The sequence below is a fragment of the Bacillus sp. AF62 genome, from assembly GCF_050312695.1.
Lineage (GTDB): Bacteria > Bacillota > Bacilli > Bacillales > Bacillaceae_G > Bacillus_A > Bacillus_A cereus.
Genome location: NZ_JBNPJZ010000047.1, coordinates 263470 through 277474, shown reverse-complemented (window position 1 = coordinate 277474; position 14005 = coordinate 263470). Strand labels below are relative to the sequence as shown.

The window sequence follows — 14005 nt, the reverse complement described above, 5'->3', positions numbered from 1 at the left end:
ACTCCCCCTCACCATGTTGGTCGTAATTCCCACGGTTCAACTCTCCCTACAATCCACTCCGCTCGTTTACTTTCAATCCCTTTTATAACTCCATCAGCTATCTCTTCATGAGTAAGCCATCTTCCATATGTATCTTCTAAAATAAAACCTAAAATAATTCTATAATAAATACATCGCGTACTCCCTATTTTTTGTGCAGGCATACGTGATGCTTTACTACCTAAAATATGAAATAAACTATATGTTTTAGACGACAAATCTAGTTCTTTACAAATATTTGATAGTGCATGCTTTGCACTTGTGTGTACCCATGCAACAACTAATGTGATCGGGCCATTTTTCTTAATTGTACTTTTAATAGCTAGCTTTACATCTTCATCATTATGATAATCTAACGAAAGGCATGTAATATTTTCTGGTGCAGAACTCATTCGCTTAACATTTTCTAAATTCACTTCATCTCGCCCGATAATAGAAACATAAAATCCTTTTTCACAAAGCCACATAGAAACTTTCTTTAGCATTCCTGTTCCACCAATTACAAGTGCATGCAAATGCTATCCCTCCCTAATAAAATGTCATATGAGGTTTCTCATCTCTATAATAATTTAAACGGTCTTGCAGTGTCCCTGAGTGAAACTCAAATTTATGACCGTCAGGATCAACAAAGTATATAGATTCGCAATCTCTTACATCACGTTCTCTTCCTTGTAAAATATGAACATCATTTTCTTCTAATCGCTGTATTAGACATTTAAAGTCTTCTTGTTCAACAGAAAATGCAATGTGCGTATAAGATTGATGAATCTCATTTCTCGGAATATGCGTCTCTTCATTAAGCGCTATCCATACTCCACATATGTTAAAATAAGCCAATTTTCTTCCTTTAACTAATAATTCTCCTTCTAATACTTTTTCATAAAACATAATAGAGTTTTCTAAATTAGATACCGAAAAACAAATATGATTGATTCCCCTTAACAACTATAATTCCTCCTTATACAAATAAAAGATGAGCGAAAATTCACTCATCTTTTATTATACTATTTTTTTGTAATATATGCCCATTTATAACTGAAGTCCCCGCCAAACGTATGGTTAGCAATGCCTTTTACAAACGGCTTCTCTAAATAAGCTGTACTTTGTTGGTACGTAGGAGAAATTGCTGCGTCTTGACCAATTAAGATTTTTTCAGCTTCCGCAAGTGCATTCCAGCGTGCTTTATCATCTTTTAATAGCTCTCCTTTTGATTTCGCTACTAAATCATCATACTTCGGATTAGAATAATCCATTTCATTAAATGAGCTTCCAGTAACAAACATATCAATATAAGTCATTGGATCCGGATAATCAGGACTCCATGCAGATAATGAGAATTCATATTGGAATTTCTTTTCTAAATCTAGCTTCTGCTTGTATGGTTGCTGTTTCAAATTCACTTTAATACCAGGCAAGTTTTTCTCTAGTTCTTCCTTAATAAAGTCGCCTACTTTTTTACGGCTACCGTTATCATCGTTTAGTAATTCAACCGTAATTGTATCTTGCCCAAGCTCTTTCTTCGCTTCTTCCCATAATTTTTTGGCTTTCTCTGCGTTATCTTTACTATCACGGAAGTTTTTATTTACAGAGCGGAAATCTTTTCCATCCGGACCTGTCGTGAATTTTTCAGGTACTAAGAAATATGCTGGCAATGAACCGTCATTTAAAATGACATCAGCAATTCCTTTTTTATCGTATGCTAAATCAATCGCTTCACGTACTTTTTGGTTTTTAAATGTTGCATTTTTTTGGTTAAAACGTAAGAAATATATGCGTGGATCTAACTTCGTTTTAAATTCATCTGGCTTATTCTTTTTATATTTATCAACAAATTCAGAAGTTAAAATAACTCGATCTGCTTGATCACTATCATATAAATTTACTCCCGTGCTTGTTTCCTTCACAATACTTACATTAATTTCGTCTAACTTTACAGTATCTTTATCCCAATAATTAGGATTTTTCTTTAACTGATAATTTTGTTCATGTTTCCATTGACTCATTGTAAATGGTCCATTATATACTAATTTATCTGCTTCTAATCCGTATTTATCTCCTTGCTCTTTCACATATTTTTCATTTAATGGGAAAAATGTAGGGAACGACGTAAGCTCAAGAAAATAAGGTGCTGGTTGCTCTAATTCTACTACCAACGTTTTATCATCCTTCGCTTTAACACCCAATTGATCTGCTGGTAATTCACCTTTATTTACTTTCTGTGCATTTTTCACATCAAATAAAATGAATGCATATTCTGCCGCTATTGCTTTATCTAATGTACGTTGCCATGCATATACAAAATCTTGTGCTCGAACTGGATCACCATTTGACCATTTCGCATCACGTAATTCAAATGTATATGTCTTTTTATCTTCACTAATCTTCACATCTTTTGCCATACCTGGTGTTGGTTTATTATCTTTATCTAGACGATATAAACCTTCCATTGCATTTACAAATACACGGAAAGATACAGAATCCGTTGATTTAGATGTATCCATTGAAGGAATTTCAGCTGTTTCTAGCAAATTTAAAACTTGTTTATCAGCCATTCCCTTATTCGATTCTTTCTTCGTTGTCGAAGCCTTCTCACCATTCCCACATCCTGCAACCAATACACTCGTCGTTAACGCAAGTGCAGCAATTGTTGTTGTCTTTCTCTTCATTCTTCCTTCCCCCAATCTATATGTATAAGTTAAATCCTATATAATATATTTCATTATACAAAAGATTCTGATTATTTTAAATATTTATTTTAACAAACATAGAAAAAAGCGATCGGAAATTTCTTTCCAGCCGCTTTCTTGAATAGCATTTACTTGTAATCCATCCTCTATATCAAATGGATTTTGAACTTTAAATATTTCTTCCATCAGCTTCAAAAACTCTTCTTCAGTTTTAGATTCACCATTAACCATAAGTGAGTATGGTTCCACTTCACCTAATTTATAATCGACAACAAATTGAATCTTCACCTTTTGTCTTGGCGTTCCGGTGTTATATCCTTGGAATTCTACTAATTCTAACCCTTCCGTTCCACGATAATATATCCAACCTGAATTTTGAAAATAATTTTCGAAAGATTCACCTATTGAAAAGAAAGGATATTCATAAAGCGAGCTTGTACGAACCTTTTGAATAACGTCTCGATCAGTCGGAAAAAAGAAATGACTAAAAAATATGCTAGCAACTGCTAAAATAGTAACAATTGTCGCTCCCATTTTGCTCGTTCCGCCGCTATCATTGATTAGATAGTTTTCAACTGATTTATCTTTTATTTCTCTTGCTTTTATTCGGTATATACGTCTTTCCGCAAATTGATAGTATAATCCATTTGCAAAAATCCCCATTCCAAACAGAATAAAAATGAGTAATAAAAACGTCAAAGGCACCATATTAATGATTGGCAACGCTACATTAAATCCCATATAGTACGAAAATGCATCACAAGCTACTAATAACAGCATAAATAAAGCAGCTGGTATATAATATTTACGATATCCTAGCCAGCCTATATTGAAAATTGCAGCCCAACCATTCCAACTCCACCTAGCAATCCGCTTATTCTCAAGTTCCCATTTCCTTTTGTAATACGGATATTGTCTCCCTACATATACTTCTAGTTCTTTATCTATTAACGAGCTACCTTCCTCTTGTTCATTATCCAAGTTTCGCTGACAACTTGCACAATTTAACTGTTCCTCCTCGCAAGGTTGCCCACAATTTATACATTTCAAAACAATCCCTCTTCCCATCCATACGTCATTTCAAAATACCTTCGTGTTTTAATAACCACTCTTTCCTCCATAAACCACCAGCATATCCAACAAGCTTTCCACTCTTTCCTATTACACGGTGACATGGAACAATTATTGAAATTGGATTTCGACTATTTGCCCCTCCTATTGCCCGTACAGCTTTTATATTTCCAACTTTCTCTGCAATATCTAAATATGAAGCACTTACGCCGTATGGAATAGTATAAAGTGCATCCCATACATTTTTTTGAAATGCTGTTCCCTCCGCAGACAGCGGGACCGTAAACTCTTTTCTTTTCCCTTTAAAATATTCATCTAACTCATTTATACATTGTTCTATCATTTCATTTTTATTTTCTTCTTGTCGTTCATCAACAAATATAACAGACGTAATTCCTTCTTGATTCGCTGTAATTTCAAGCAAACCTACTTCGCTTTCATAATAAGCCTGGTACATATGCCATCCTCCAATTCAGTTCATATTAGTCATTGTAACACGAATATACAAAATTTTTCGTATAAGCGTTTTATTAGAGAAACAAAAAAGAGAATGGTAAAATATAAGAAAATTCAATCAAGGAGGCTATTTGATGAATTCCAAGCTTTTTTCACCTTATACAATTAAGAACGTTACACTAAAAAATCGTATCGTTATGTCGCCTATGTGTATGTATTCATCGGGGAATGAGGATGGCAGCGTTACGAATTTTCATCTCATTCATTATGGAACTCGCGCTGCTGGCCAAGTAGGTTTAGTTATGGTTGAAGCAACTGCGGTGTTAGCTGAAGGACGAATTTCTAACAAAGATTTAGGTATTTGGGATGACAACCTAATTGAAGGCTTACATAAAACGACTACTTTTATACATGATAACGGCGCAAAAGCTGCCATTCAACTCGCTCACGCCGGAAGAAAAGCAGAATTAGAAACAGATGCGTTAGCTCCTTCAGCCATTCCATTTAATGAAACAATGAAAATGCCAATAGAAATGAGCAAACACCAAATTAAAAATACTGTATTAGCTTTTCAGCAAGCTGCAGTACGATCAAAACAAGCTGGATTTGATGTTATTGAAATACACGGTGCTCACGGTTATCTTATTAATGAATTTCTTTCTCCGCTTTCCAATAAGCGGACTGATGAATATGGTGGTTCACCTGAAAACCGCTATCGTTTCTTACGCGAAATCATTGACTCGATAAATGAAGTTTGGAACGGACCGTTATTTGTCCGTATTTCAGCAAATGATTATCATCCTGAAGGGTTAACAGTTCGAGATTATGTTCAGTATACAAAATGGATGAAAGAACAAGGAGTAGATTTAATCGATTGTAGCTCTGGAGCTGTTGTCCCTGCACGCATCGATGTTTATCCTGGGTATCAAGTACAATATGCTAAACATATTAAAGAGCATGCTAACATTGCAACTGGTGCAGTGGGATTGATTACGACTGGGTCACAAGCAGAGCAAATTTTAAATAATAACGAAGCAGATTTAATTTTCATCGGACGTGAATTACTTCGCAATCCGTACTTCCCAAGAATAGCGGCCAATGAACTTGGCTTTGAATTGCAAGAACCTCACCAATATAAGCGAGCACCAGGAAAAATTCATACGAATAAATAAAACCGAGAAGTCATTCTTCTCGGTTTTATTTATTCTATCGTTGTAATTTCATTTGAATTATAAGTATGGATACCCGATTCTTCTCGCAGCGCGGTTATATACATACCTTTCGCCACATCTTTAGCTGAAATTGGTTTATACTTTTTGAAAGCCCCTTTAAAAATAAAAGGAATAATACGAGATAACTTTTCAGCCATTCGTTCGCCGAAACGAAATTCTTGTCGGTTTCCTACTAATAATGATGGTCTAAAAATGTGAATACCACCGATTACTAACTTTTGCAATTCTTCTTCCATTTTTCCTTTCACTTGTGAATAAAAGAAAAATGATTTAGGATTCGCTCCCATAGAAGACACAACAAGGAAATTTTGCACCCCTTGTTTTTCAGCTAAACAAGCAGCTCGTAACGTATATTCATAATCTACTTTTTTAAAATTTGCTTTTGTTTTTGCTTTTTTTATTGTTGTTCCTAAGCAACTAAAAACATCATCCACAGCAAAGAACTCTTTATATTCCTCTAATACCGAAAAATCAACTTGTTTCTGCTGTAACTTCTCATGTTGAAATTGCATTGGCTCTCTTACAAAAATAGTAACCGAATCGTAGTAATCTGATTCAAGTAATAGACGCGTTATCTCTTGTCCAACTAAACCACTTGCACCAAGTATTAACGCTGTTCGCTTATTCATATATGCATATACCTCTTATTTTACTTTTCTCTCCTTCAGTAAAATACAACCTTTAGGAGTTTCCTGCTCTTATTTTACCACAAGTAAAACACTATGCGTACGCATAGTGCTTTACTCACTCTTTTTTCTCATCTCTCTCTTGTAATTTCGTTATTGTTGTAGCGTCCCCTAAATTACTTATTAATCTTCTTAAAAAAATTAATACGAAAGATAATGGCAATACTACCGCTAATATTAATAAAATAGCTTCCATTAAGTAACCCAAGCGCTCATCCCCCTCGTTACCTCCTTTTCAATATATGAAAACAGCGTTGTCACATATGCATGCATTTGCAAAAATAATACACCTATATTTGACAACTTTATAACAAAAACAAATCGGAATGATTATTATTTATTGCAACTTTATTAAAGATGTATTATACTAAGTTCGCAAACTAAAACGTAATTATTCCGTTTTGTATTAAAATGATATTTTTCTTCTATAATTGGGGAAAATATATCCGTAAAAAAGAAAAGAGGAGAACTTCATGCCTAAAAGATTGACTATATTTTCATTCTTACTTATTTTTACCTTAATTTTCGCTGGCTGCTCAAATAAAAAAGAAAGTAATGCCAAGAAAGATGGAAAGCTAACAGTTTATACAACGATTTTCCCACTTGCTGATTTCGCAAAGAAAATCGGTGGCGACTATGTAAATGTTGAAGCAATTTACCCACCTGGTGCAGATTCACATACATTTGAACCAAGTCAAAAACAAACAGTACAAGTTGCAAAAGCCAATTTATTCGTTTATAACGGCGCTGAATTAGAACCATTTGCTGAAAAAATGGAAAAAACATTACAAAAAGAAAATGTTAAAATTGTAAATGCATCTAAAGGTATTGAGCTTCGTGCTTCTACTGAAGAAGAGCATCATGATCATGGAGATGGCCATAATGAAGATGAACATCATCACGATAAAGACCCACATGTTTGGTTAGATCCTACTCTAGCAATGAAACAGGCAGAAAAAATTAAAAATGCACTTGTAGAATTACAACCTGAACATAAAAAAGAATTCGAAAAAAACTTTGCAGCACTTCAAACTAAATTTACTGATTTAGACGATCAATTTAAGGCAGCTGTAGCGAACGCAAAAACGAAAGAAATTTTAGTTTCTCATGCTGCCTATGGTTACTGGGAACAACGATACGGCCTAAAACAAATTCCTATCGCTGGAATTTCAGCTTCTGATGAACCATCTCAAAAACAGCTTGCTGACATTACAAAAACAGTAAAAGAACATAATCTAAAATATATTTTATTCGAAACGTTCTCTACTCCAAAAGTAGCATCTGTTATTCAAAAAGAAACTGGTACAAAAGTTTTACGCTTAAATCACTTAGCTACTGTTTCTGAAGATGATGCAAAAAATAATAAAGATTACTTCACTTTAATGGAAGAAAACGTAAACACATTGAAAGAAGCAACAAACTAATCCATTATATTTTCTAGGCAGCTGAATCTAGTATTCAGCTGCCTTTTTATGTATTTATCCTTGACTTGACCAAAATAACAAGTAAAATTATCCATATTAGCTTTAAAGCTATATTAATTTAGAAGGTGAGTTGGAATTATGAATCTTCACATTTGTGAAGTAACAGCAAAAAATTGGCGTTCAGTAGTTGCTTTAGACGTCGCAAAAGATCAGCAACAATTTATTGAAAGTAACGCGTTTTCTTTAGCAGAATCATTATATGAAGGAAACGGAACGTCAGTAGGTTTATATGATGGAGAAACACTTGTAGGTTATGCAATGTATGGATGGTATTCAGTAAAACATAAAAGTGTATGGCTCGATCGCTTTATGATTGACCAACAATATCAAGGAAAAGGATACGCAAAACGTTTCATTCGCTTACTCATTCAATTCTTACAAGAAAAATTTGAATGCAAAATAATTTACTTAAGTTTACATCCAGACAACAAACTTGCAATGGGACTGTATGAATCATTTGGTTTCCGCTTAAATGGTGATATTGATGATGAAGGTCCAGTTGTAGGTGTTGTAATGGAGTTACTAATAGACGAAAATACAAGCCTGTGAAAACAGGCTTTTTATTATACATGTATCAATTTTTAATTTCTTTCCCTTATTTAATTCTGTTTTGTAATCTAATAGAATGCTCATAAAAATAAGCCTGCAATTTACGCAGACTTATTTCACACACTCTTCAAAATGTTCTTGGAACCACTCTTTATTAATATCTCTTCCGATGAAAACTACTTCACTTACTCGCTCTTCGCCCTCTTGCCACTCTCTATCGTACGAAGCGGCAAATAACGTATGTACACCTTGGAAAACGATACGTTTATCTACTCCGTCTATCGATAAAATTCCTTTGTAACGATATAAATATTCCCCTAGCTCTTGAACGACAGCTGACATCCACTCATTAAGCTTTTGTAAATCCAGCGGACGTTCTTCACGTAATACAAATGATTTCACACCTTCTAAGTGATTATGTTCTTTATGAGGGTAAATTTGCAACGTATCTTTCGTTTTAAACGTTTGGATTTGTAATAAAGATGGTATATCTACCTCACAGTTAGTCGCCTCAATTAACTTTGCAGTCGGGTTAATTCCTTGAATTTCATGCAAGAGATTTTCTTTCTCACTCTCTTCAATTAAATCTAATTTATTTACTAAAACGACATCCGCAAACGCAATTTGCTCTTTTGCCTCTAATCCTTTTTCAAAATGTTTATGTATATGATAACTATCTACCACCGTTACAACACCGTTAATTTGGTATGCAGATTGAATGACTGGATCTAAAAAGAATGTTTGAATAATCGGCCCTGGATTTGCAAGTCCAGTCGTTTCAATTACTAAACCATCAAAATCCATTTTCCCTTCTGCTTTTACGTCCAGTAACTGTTTTAAAGCAACAAGTAAATCTTCACGTACAGTACAGCATAAACAGCCATTTGTCATTTCCATAATTTCTTCTTCTACATTCATAATCAACTGATTATCAATGCCAATTTGCCCTATTTCATTTACAATCACCGCTAATTTCTTACCGTGATTTTCTGATAAAATACGATTTAATAAAGTCGTTTTCCCTGATCCAAGAAAACCAGTTAATATTGTTACTGGAATCATTTCGTACCTCTCCTTATAGCTATATGTTTCTACATTATAGCATATAGAGAAAATCATTTTTGTAGCAAAACATATTTATTGTCTGTACACCTAATTAACTATATAATAACATGTAGTAAGAAAGCCTTTTCAAAACATTATTATTCATCAAGGGGGTACTTATAATGGAGCGAGTTCAAATGGCTGAAACGCTAGAATTTTCTCGTATTATTCAAGGATTTTGGCGTTTAGCAGAATGGAATATGACGAAACAAGAATTACTTTCTTTCATTGAAGATTGTATGGATATGGGAATTACTACTTTTGATCACGCTGATATTTACGGCGGATATACGTGTGAAGGTTTATTTGGCGAAGCTTTACAATTAAAGCCTTCCTTACGAGAAAACATGCAAATTATTACAAAGTGTGGAATCGCTCCCCCATCACCGAAATTTCCAGAGCGATATGTTGCTCACTACAATACTAGTGCAGAGCATATTATGCAAAGTGTAGAAGCATCACTTAAAAATTTACATACAAATTATATTGACGTATTACTTATTCATCGTCCCGATCCTTTTATGGATCCAAATGAAGTGGCAAAAGCATTTTCACAATTAAAACAAGAAGGAAAAGTTCGTCACTTCGGTGTATCTAACTTCTTACCTTCACAATTTAATATGTTAAGTTCGTACTTAGATTTCCCGCTTATTACGAACCAGATTGAAGTTTCTGCATTGCAGCTTGAGCATTTTGAAAAAGGGACAATTGATTTATGCCAAGAAAAACGAATCAATCCAATGATTTGGTCACCTCTTGCTGGTGGGGAAATCTTTACTGGTCAATCAGAACGCGCCGTACGTGTACGTGAAACTATGCAAAAAGTTGCTACTGAGCTAGGTGTTTCTAGTATCGATACGGTTATGTATGCTTGGTTACTTGCTCATCCAGCTAATATGATGCCAATCGTTGGCTCTGGTAAATTAGATCGCGTAAAAACGGCTGCTCTTGCTACAAACGTTAACTTAGACCGTCAACAATGGTTTACAATTTTCGAAAGCTCTAATGGGCATCCTGTACCATAATGCATAAAAAGAAGAGCTGTTTTCTTACAGCTCTTCTTTTTCATATGTATTTCTAGTCATGGCAAATACACACATATCCCTTAATCCGTTTCCATCTACCGCAACACTCGCACTTTCTAACGTACCTTCTAACTTAAAGCCTAATTTCTCAGGTATCGCTCTACTCTTCTTATTTAAAGAATCACAACGAATTTCTACACGGTTTGCTTTCAATTCAGAAAAAGCGTAATCCGTTATACCTTTCGCAGCCTCTACCATATAGCCTTTTCCGCTAAACCTTGTATCAATCCAATATCCGATTTCAAATTGAGGTATATCCCAATTAATACGATGTAATCCGGCTGAAGCAATAAATTCACCTGTTTCTTTCGAAAATACTAGTAATCTTAAATCCTCACGTTGCAAAAATTGAATATGTGATTTTCTAATACTTTCTTCTATTTCTTGCTCTGTTTGCTCTTTTTGTGCAAACACCATCCAAGGTTTTAGTTCTTGTATTGAAGCCTGAATTGCATCATATACAACTTTACCATCTCCTGGTTTCGGCATTCGAATAAAAAGCCTGTCAGTATAAAATTCAGAAGGAAAATCGAATAATAACGGATTCACTGTAAACACTCCCCATAATTCTTTTATATATAATAATATCCATCTCAAGTTATATAGTAAAGAATTTTCTGAATTGAAAACCTTTTACTCATTCACTTCCGCCGCTACACGAATTCCAGATTCAATCGCACCTTGAATCCATCCGTGATATAGCGTTGTATGATCTCCAGCGAAGAATATTCTCCCCTCTGGTTTGACAATCGCTGGTTGCAGCTCAGATTCTTGACCTGCTTGAAAAAGTGCAAATCCTCCAAGCGCATACGGATCCAATGTCCAGCTTTTTGATATTCCAGATATGAACTCATCATACACTTGACCACCTAATATTGTTGCTAAGTTGTGTAATGCGTAATAAATACGATCACCTTTTGATAAACCATCCCATAACAATGCGTCATAAGACCATGTATAGCTACCTAACATCATAGCCGGTCCTTTCTCACCAATTCCATAACTTGGATAATAGGCATAACGAATTGGCAAATCTGTTATAATTCTGCCACCTAATTGTCCTTGTTCTTCCCAAAATCGGCTTTTAAATTGAATTCCTATTTTCGTCGCAGGCATATAATGTAATTCACGAATTGCTTTCCATTTTTCATGAGATATAGAATCAAACGGATCTACTTCTACAAAACGCATTGTCGAAAACGGAATGGTAACAATAACTAAATCTCCTGTAATACTGCTATATTCAAAAGTTTCCTCGTTCCGATAGAAAGCTGTCACACCATTATCGTGTTGATGTAGCTTCATTAATTTTTGATTATATATAATATTCTCTTCTAATTGCGGTAAAAATGACTTTGGCAATCTATCGTTCCCGCCCACAATTTCACAAAATCCGCTCTCCTCTTGCATAATGTATAGAAAGCGTAAAGTCTCTACAAACGATCGTTCCAAAAAACCTTCTAAATCTAATAGAACACCAATCATCTCAATTGTTACTGGCGAAAAGTAAGTATTATACTGATAAGGGTGATACTTCAAAAATTGTCCTGTGGAATATCTCCCAAAATCCTTCACTACAACATCCCAATTTTTCTCTGGATTTCTTTTAATAAAATTTATTATCGGCTGTACTGCTAATAACAATAGTTCTTCAGACGTTTTTCCCACTTCATTCATTTTCACAGGATACCTTAAAATATTTGGATCCTTTTCATATTGTTTCAACGTCGTTTTCCGTCCATTTACGTATATAATATCCGTCTCATTTCTATTAATAAAAGGACCCACCTGTAGCCCAAATTTTCTTATATACGCCATCGTTAATGTATGCGAATACGGAATTCTCATTGCTCCGACATCTAAATATAATCCGGTATCTTCCATTCTAACCGTTTCTATACGGCCACCTACCCGGTTGTTTGCTTCAAAAATTTTCACATCATGTCCTGCAGCCTTTAATAAAGATGCTGAAACTAATCCAGCCATACCAGCTCCCACTACAATAATTTGTTTTGGATTTATCGTCTTCTTCAATCCTTTATCTATAACTTTTAACGCTTCATCCATTTCAGTGTTATACATTATATCTTTCTGCACAATTCCACCCCTTACTTCATCAAATAGACGTTAGTGGTTTAGTGCATTTTATTCATAAATCTCCATAAACATAACACCATTGCAATTTGAATATTCACTAAAAGTACATAAGAGACAGATTTCATATTTCTTTATGCTTCGTATAATATAGCAATCGCAACGAAGGAGTGACTAAAAAATGAAACATACTTATGATTACCACGCTACAAAAAAGCATTTAGAATTAAAGAAACAAAACTTATGTAAAAAACTTAGCAATATGACACTATCTGAAAAAGAACGTGAACAGCTAAAATGTGAAGTTGACAACTATGAATATATTTTAAATCTGGTTGAAATGAATCATTATGAACGCGGATTTTCTCATTAAAAGCGGAAATAGGATTATCCACTTTTCATTTTGAGCATTTCACTACGCATTTTTCATAAGTAAATATATAATAGGATGTACATTAAGATTGAGAGGTATATTCTATGATCAAGTTAAGTGTATTAGACCAATCACCTATTTCAGATGGTAGCACAGCAGCCCAAGCTTTTTCACATACAGTTACGCTTGCACAAGAAGTTGAAAAACTCGGATTCACACGTTTTTGGGTATCCGAACATCATAATTCCGTAAGCTTAGCTGGTTCAAGTCCAGAAATACTTATTTCTCATATTGCCGCAAAAACGGATCGTATTAGAGTCGGTTCAGGTGGTGTTATGTTACCACATTATAGCCCATATAAAGTTGCTGAGAATTTCCGTGTTCTAGAAGCACTGTATCCGAACCGCATCGATCTCGGTGTTGGTAGAGCTCCTGGTGGTATGCCAATAGCAACTCGCGCACTTCAAGAAGGGAAAATGGTCTCACTTGATCAATATCCAGAACAAATTGCAGACGTTGCAATGTACTTACATGATCAAATACCAGAAAACCATCACTATGCAAACTTAAAAGCCACTCCAGTTATCCCAACATCTCCTGAAATGTGGATGCTCGGTTCTAGCGGAGAGAGCGCTAAAATTGCTGCAAACAATGGAGCTTCTTTCGCATTTGCACAATTTATTAATGGCTTCGGAGGCCCTGAAGTTATGAGGGCTTACCAAGAACAATATCAGCCTTCATTTTTAGGAGATAAGCCTAATTCAATCGTTGCCATCTTTGTTATATGCGGAGAAACAAATGAAGAAGCGGAAAAAATTGCTTCTAGTTTAGATTTATCAATCTTATTATTAGAGCAAGGAAAACGAACTACTGGTACACCTTCTATTGAAACTGCTCAAAATTATTCATACAGTGCTTATGATTTATTCCGTATAAAAGAAAATCGTCAACGTATGATTGTTGGTGATCCGTCTTCTGTAAAAGAAAAAATAATAAACTTAAGCAAAGCATACAATACTGACGAATTTATGATTGTCACGATTACCCATCAATTTGAACATAAATTAAAGTCTTATCGCTTACTAGCAAATGCTTTTAATTTATAACTCTAAAAAGAGATGCATCACATATGATGCATCTCTTTT

At 34.6% G+C, this 14005-nt stretch carries 16 protein-coding genes; 6 read left to right on the top strand and 10 right to left on the bottom strand.

Annotated features, from left to right (window positions below; genetic code table 11):
* Nucleotides 1-8: 8 nt before the first annotated feature.
* The 5 genes from ACQRBL_RS09665 to ACQRBL_RS09645 form a co-directional block, all read right to left on the bottom strand.
* The gene (locus ACQRBL_RS09665; RefSeq protein WP_000543127.1) at nucleotides 9-554 is read right to left on the bottom strand and encodes a short-chain dehydrogenase; all 546 of its coding nucleotides are present in this window, start codon (nucleotides 552-554) and stop codon (nucleotides 9-11) included.
* Between the two features lie 13 nt (nucleotides 555-567).
* Nucleotides 568-984, bottom strand: coding sequence for a FosBx1 family fosfomycin resistance bacillithiol transferase (fosB, locus tag ACQRBL_RS09660; RefSeq protein WP_000943769.1), 417 nt, complete (start codon nucleotides 982-984; stop codon nucleotides 568-570).
* A gap of 59 nt (nucleotides 985-1043) precedes the next feature.
* Nucleotides 1044-2705, bottom strand: a complete 1662-nt coding sequence (locus ACQRBL_RS09655; protein WP_000824273.1) for a peptide ABC transporter substrate-binding protein — start codon at nucleotides 2703-2705, stop codon at nucleotides 1044-1046.
* A gap of 84 nt (nucleotides 2706-2789) precedes the next feature.
* A complete protein-coding gene (locus ACQRBL_RS09650; RefSeq protein ID WP_003274183.1) occupies nucleotides 2790-3794 on the bottom strand; it encodes a DUF2628 domain-containing protein in 1005 nt (334 codons plus the stop codon).
* Between the two features lie 7 nt (nucleotides 3795-3801).
* On the bottom strand, nucleotides 3802-4254 hold the full coding sequence (locus ACQRBL_RS09645) for a methylated-DNA--[protein]-cysteine S-methyltransferase (protein WP_000283912.1): 453 nt from the start codon (nucleotides 4252-4254) through the stop codon (nucleotides 3802-3804).
* Between the two features lie 133 nt (nucleotides 4255-4387).
* Between ACQRBL_RS09645 and namA the strand changes: the two genes are divergently transcribed.
* The gene (gene namA / locus ACQRBL_RS09640; RefSeq protein WP_411995669.1) at nucleotides 4388-5425 is read left to right on the top strand and encodes an NADPH dehydrogenase NamA; all 1038 of its coding nucleotides are present in this window, start codon (nucleotides 4388-4390) and stop codon (nucleotides 5423-5425) included.
* A 29-nt stretch (nucleotides 5426-5454) separates the two neighbouring features.
* On the opposite strand, the gene ACQRBL_RS09635 is transcribed toward namA, so the two are convergent.
* Together ACQRBL_RS09635 and ACQRBL_RS09630 are read right to left on the bottom strand one after the other, a co-directional pair.
* Entirely contained in the window at nucleotides 5455-6114 is a 660-nt protein-coding gene (locus tag ACQRBL_RS09635; protein ID WP_001042732.1) for an oxidoreductase, read from the bottom strand.
* Between the two features lie 115 nt (nucleotides 6115-6229).
* On the bottom strand, nucleotides 6230-6379 hold the full coding sequence (locus ACQRBL_RS09630) for a hypothetical protein (protein WP_000540932.1): 150 nt from the start codon (nucleotides 6377-6379) through the stop codon (nucleotides 6230-6232).
* 265 nt (nucleotides 6380-6644) lie between these two features.
* Here ACQRBL_RS09630 and ACQRBL_RS09625 point away from each other — a divergent pair, with 265 nt between their 5' ends.
* Nucleotides 6645-7595, top strand: a complete 951-nt coding sequence (locus ACQRBL_RS09625; RefSeq protein WP_411995670.1) for a metal ABC transporter substrate-binding protein — start codon at nucleotides 6645-6647, stop codon at nucleotides 7593-7595.
* 138 nt (nucleotides 7596-7733) lie between these two features.
* Nucleotides 7734-8204 carry a GNAT family N-acetyltransferase gene (locus ACQRBL_RS09620; RefSeq protein ID WP_411995671.1) on the top strand — a complete coding sequence of 157 codons (471 nt, stop codon included), beginning with the start codon at nucleotides 7734-7736 and terminating at the stop codon, nucleotides 8202-8204.
* Nucleotides 8205-8315: 111 nt separating this feature from the next.
* Here the strand turns inward: ACQRBL_RS09620 and ACQRBL_RS09615 are convergent, their stop codons facing one another.
* A complete protein-coding gene (locus tag ACQRBL_RS09615; RefSeq protein ID WP_000613426.1) occupies nucleotides 8316-9266 on the bottom strand; it encodes a CobW family GTP-binding protein in 951 nt (316 codons plus the stop codon).
* Nucleotides 9267-9430: 164 nt separating this feature from the next.
* Between ACQRBL_RS09615 and ACQRBL_RS09610 the strand changes: the two genes are divergently transcribed.
* Entirely contained in the window at nucleotides 9431-10333 is a 903-nt protein-coding gene (locus ACQRBL_RS09610; protein ID WP_000442793.1) for an aldo/keto reductase, read from the top strand.
* Between the two features lie 24 nt (nucleotides 10334-10357).
* Here the strand turns inward: ACQRBL_RS09610 and ACQRBL_RS09605 are convergent, their stop codons facing one another.
* Both ACQRBL_RS09605 and ACQRBL_RS09600 read right to left on the bottom strand, forming a co-directional pair.
* Nucleotides 10358-10942 carry a GNAT family N-acetyltransferase gene (locus tag ACQRBL_RS09605; protein WP_016124471.1) on the bottom strand — a complete coding sequence of 195 codons (585 nt, stop codon included), beginning with the start codon at nucleotides 10940-10942 and terminating at the stop codon, nucleotides 10358-10360.
* An 84-nt stretch (nucleotides 10943-11026) separates the two neighbouring features.
* Entirely contained in the window at nucleotides 11027-12490 is a 1464-nt protein-coding gene (locus ACQRBL_RS09600) for a flavin monoamine oxidase family protein (protein WP_411995672.1), read from the bottom strand.
* A 178-nt stretch (nucleotides 12491-12668) separates the two neighbouring features.
* Here ACQRBL_RS09600 and ACQRBL_RS09595 point away from each other — a divergent pair, with 178 nt between their 5' ends.
* Nucleotides 12669-12860, top strand: a complete 192-nt coding sequence (locus ACQRBL_RS09595) for a DUF3896 family protein (RefSeq protein WP_000683367.1) — start codon at nucleotides 12669-12671, stop codon at nucleotides 12858-12860.
* A gap of 104 nt (nucleotides 12861-12964) precedes the next feature.
* Nucleotides 12965-13966, top strand: coding sequence for an LLM class flavin-dependent oxidoreductase (locus ACQRBL_RS09590; protein WP_000594040.1), 1002 nt, complete (start codon nucleotides 12965-12967; stop codon nucleotides 13964-13966).
* Nucleotides 13967-14005 lie beyond the last annotated feature (39 nt).

Bases quoted from the DNA above. Each gene is read 5' to 3' on its own strand.
- ACQRBL_RS09615 (WP_000613426.1), bottom strand. From the start codon at position 9,266: ATGATTCCAGTAACAATATTAACTGGTTTTCTTGGATCAGGGAAAACG.
- ACQRBL_RS09645 (WP_000283912.1), bottom strand. From the start codon at position 4,254: ATGTACCAGGCTTATTATGAAAGCGAAGTAGGTTTGCTTGAAATTACA.
- ACQRBL_RS09590 (WP_000594040.1), top strand. From the start codon at position 12,965: ATGATCAAGTTAAGTGTATTAGACCAATCACCTATTTCAGATGGTAGC.
- ACQRBL_RS09595 (WP_000683367.1), top strand. From the start codon at position 12,669: ATGAAACATACTTATGATTACCACGCTACAAAAAAGCATTTAGAATTA.
- ACQRBL_RS09610 (WP_000442793.1), top strand. From the start codon at position 9,431: ATGGAGCGAGTTCAAATGGCTGAAACGCTAGAATTTTCTCGTATTATT.
- ACQRBL_RS09650 (WP_003274183.1), bottom strand. From the start codon at position 3,794: ATGGGAAGAGGGATTGTTTTGAAATGTATAAATTGTGGGCAACCTTGC.
- namA (WP_411995669.1), top strand. From the start codon at position 4,388: ATGAATTCCAAGCTTTTTTCACCTTATACAATTAAGAACGTTACACTA.
- ACQRBL_RS09620 (WP_411995671.1), top strand. From the start codon at position 7,734: ATGAATCTTCACATTTGTGAAGTAACAGCAAAAAATTGGCGTTCAGTA.
- ACQRBL_RS09635 (WP_001042732.1), bottom strand. From the start codon at position 6,114: ATGAATAAGCGAACAGCGTTAATACTTGGTGCAAGTGGTTTAGTTGGA.
- ACQRBL_RS09655 (WP_000824273.1), bottom strand. From the start codon at position 2,705: ATGAAGAGAAAGACAACAACAATTGCTGCACTTGCGTTAACGACGAGT.
- ACQRBL_RS09625 (WP_411995670.1), top strand. From the start codon at position 6,645: ATGCCTAAAAGATTGACTATATTTTCATTCTTACTTATTTTTACCTTA.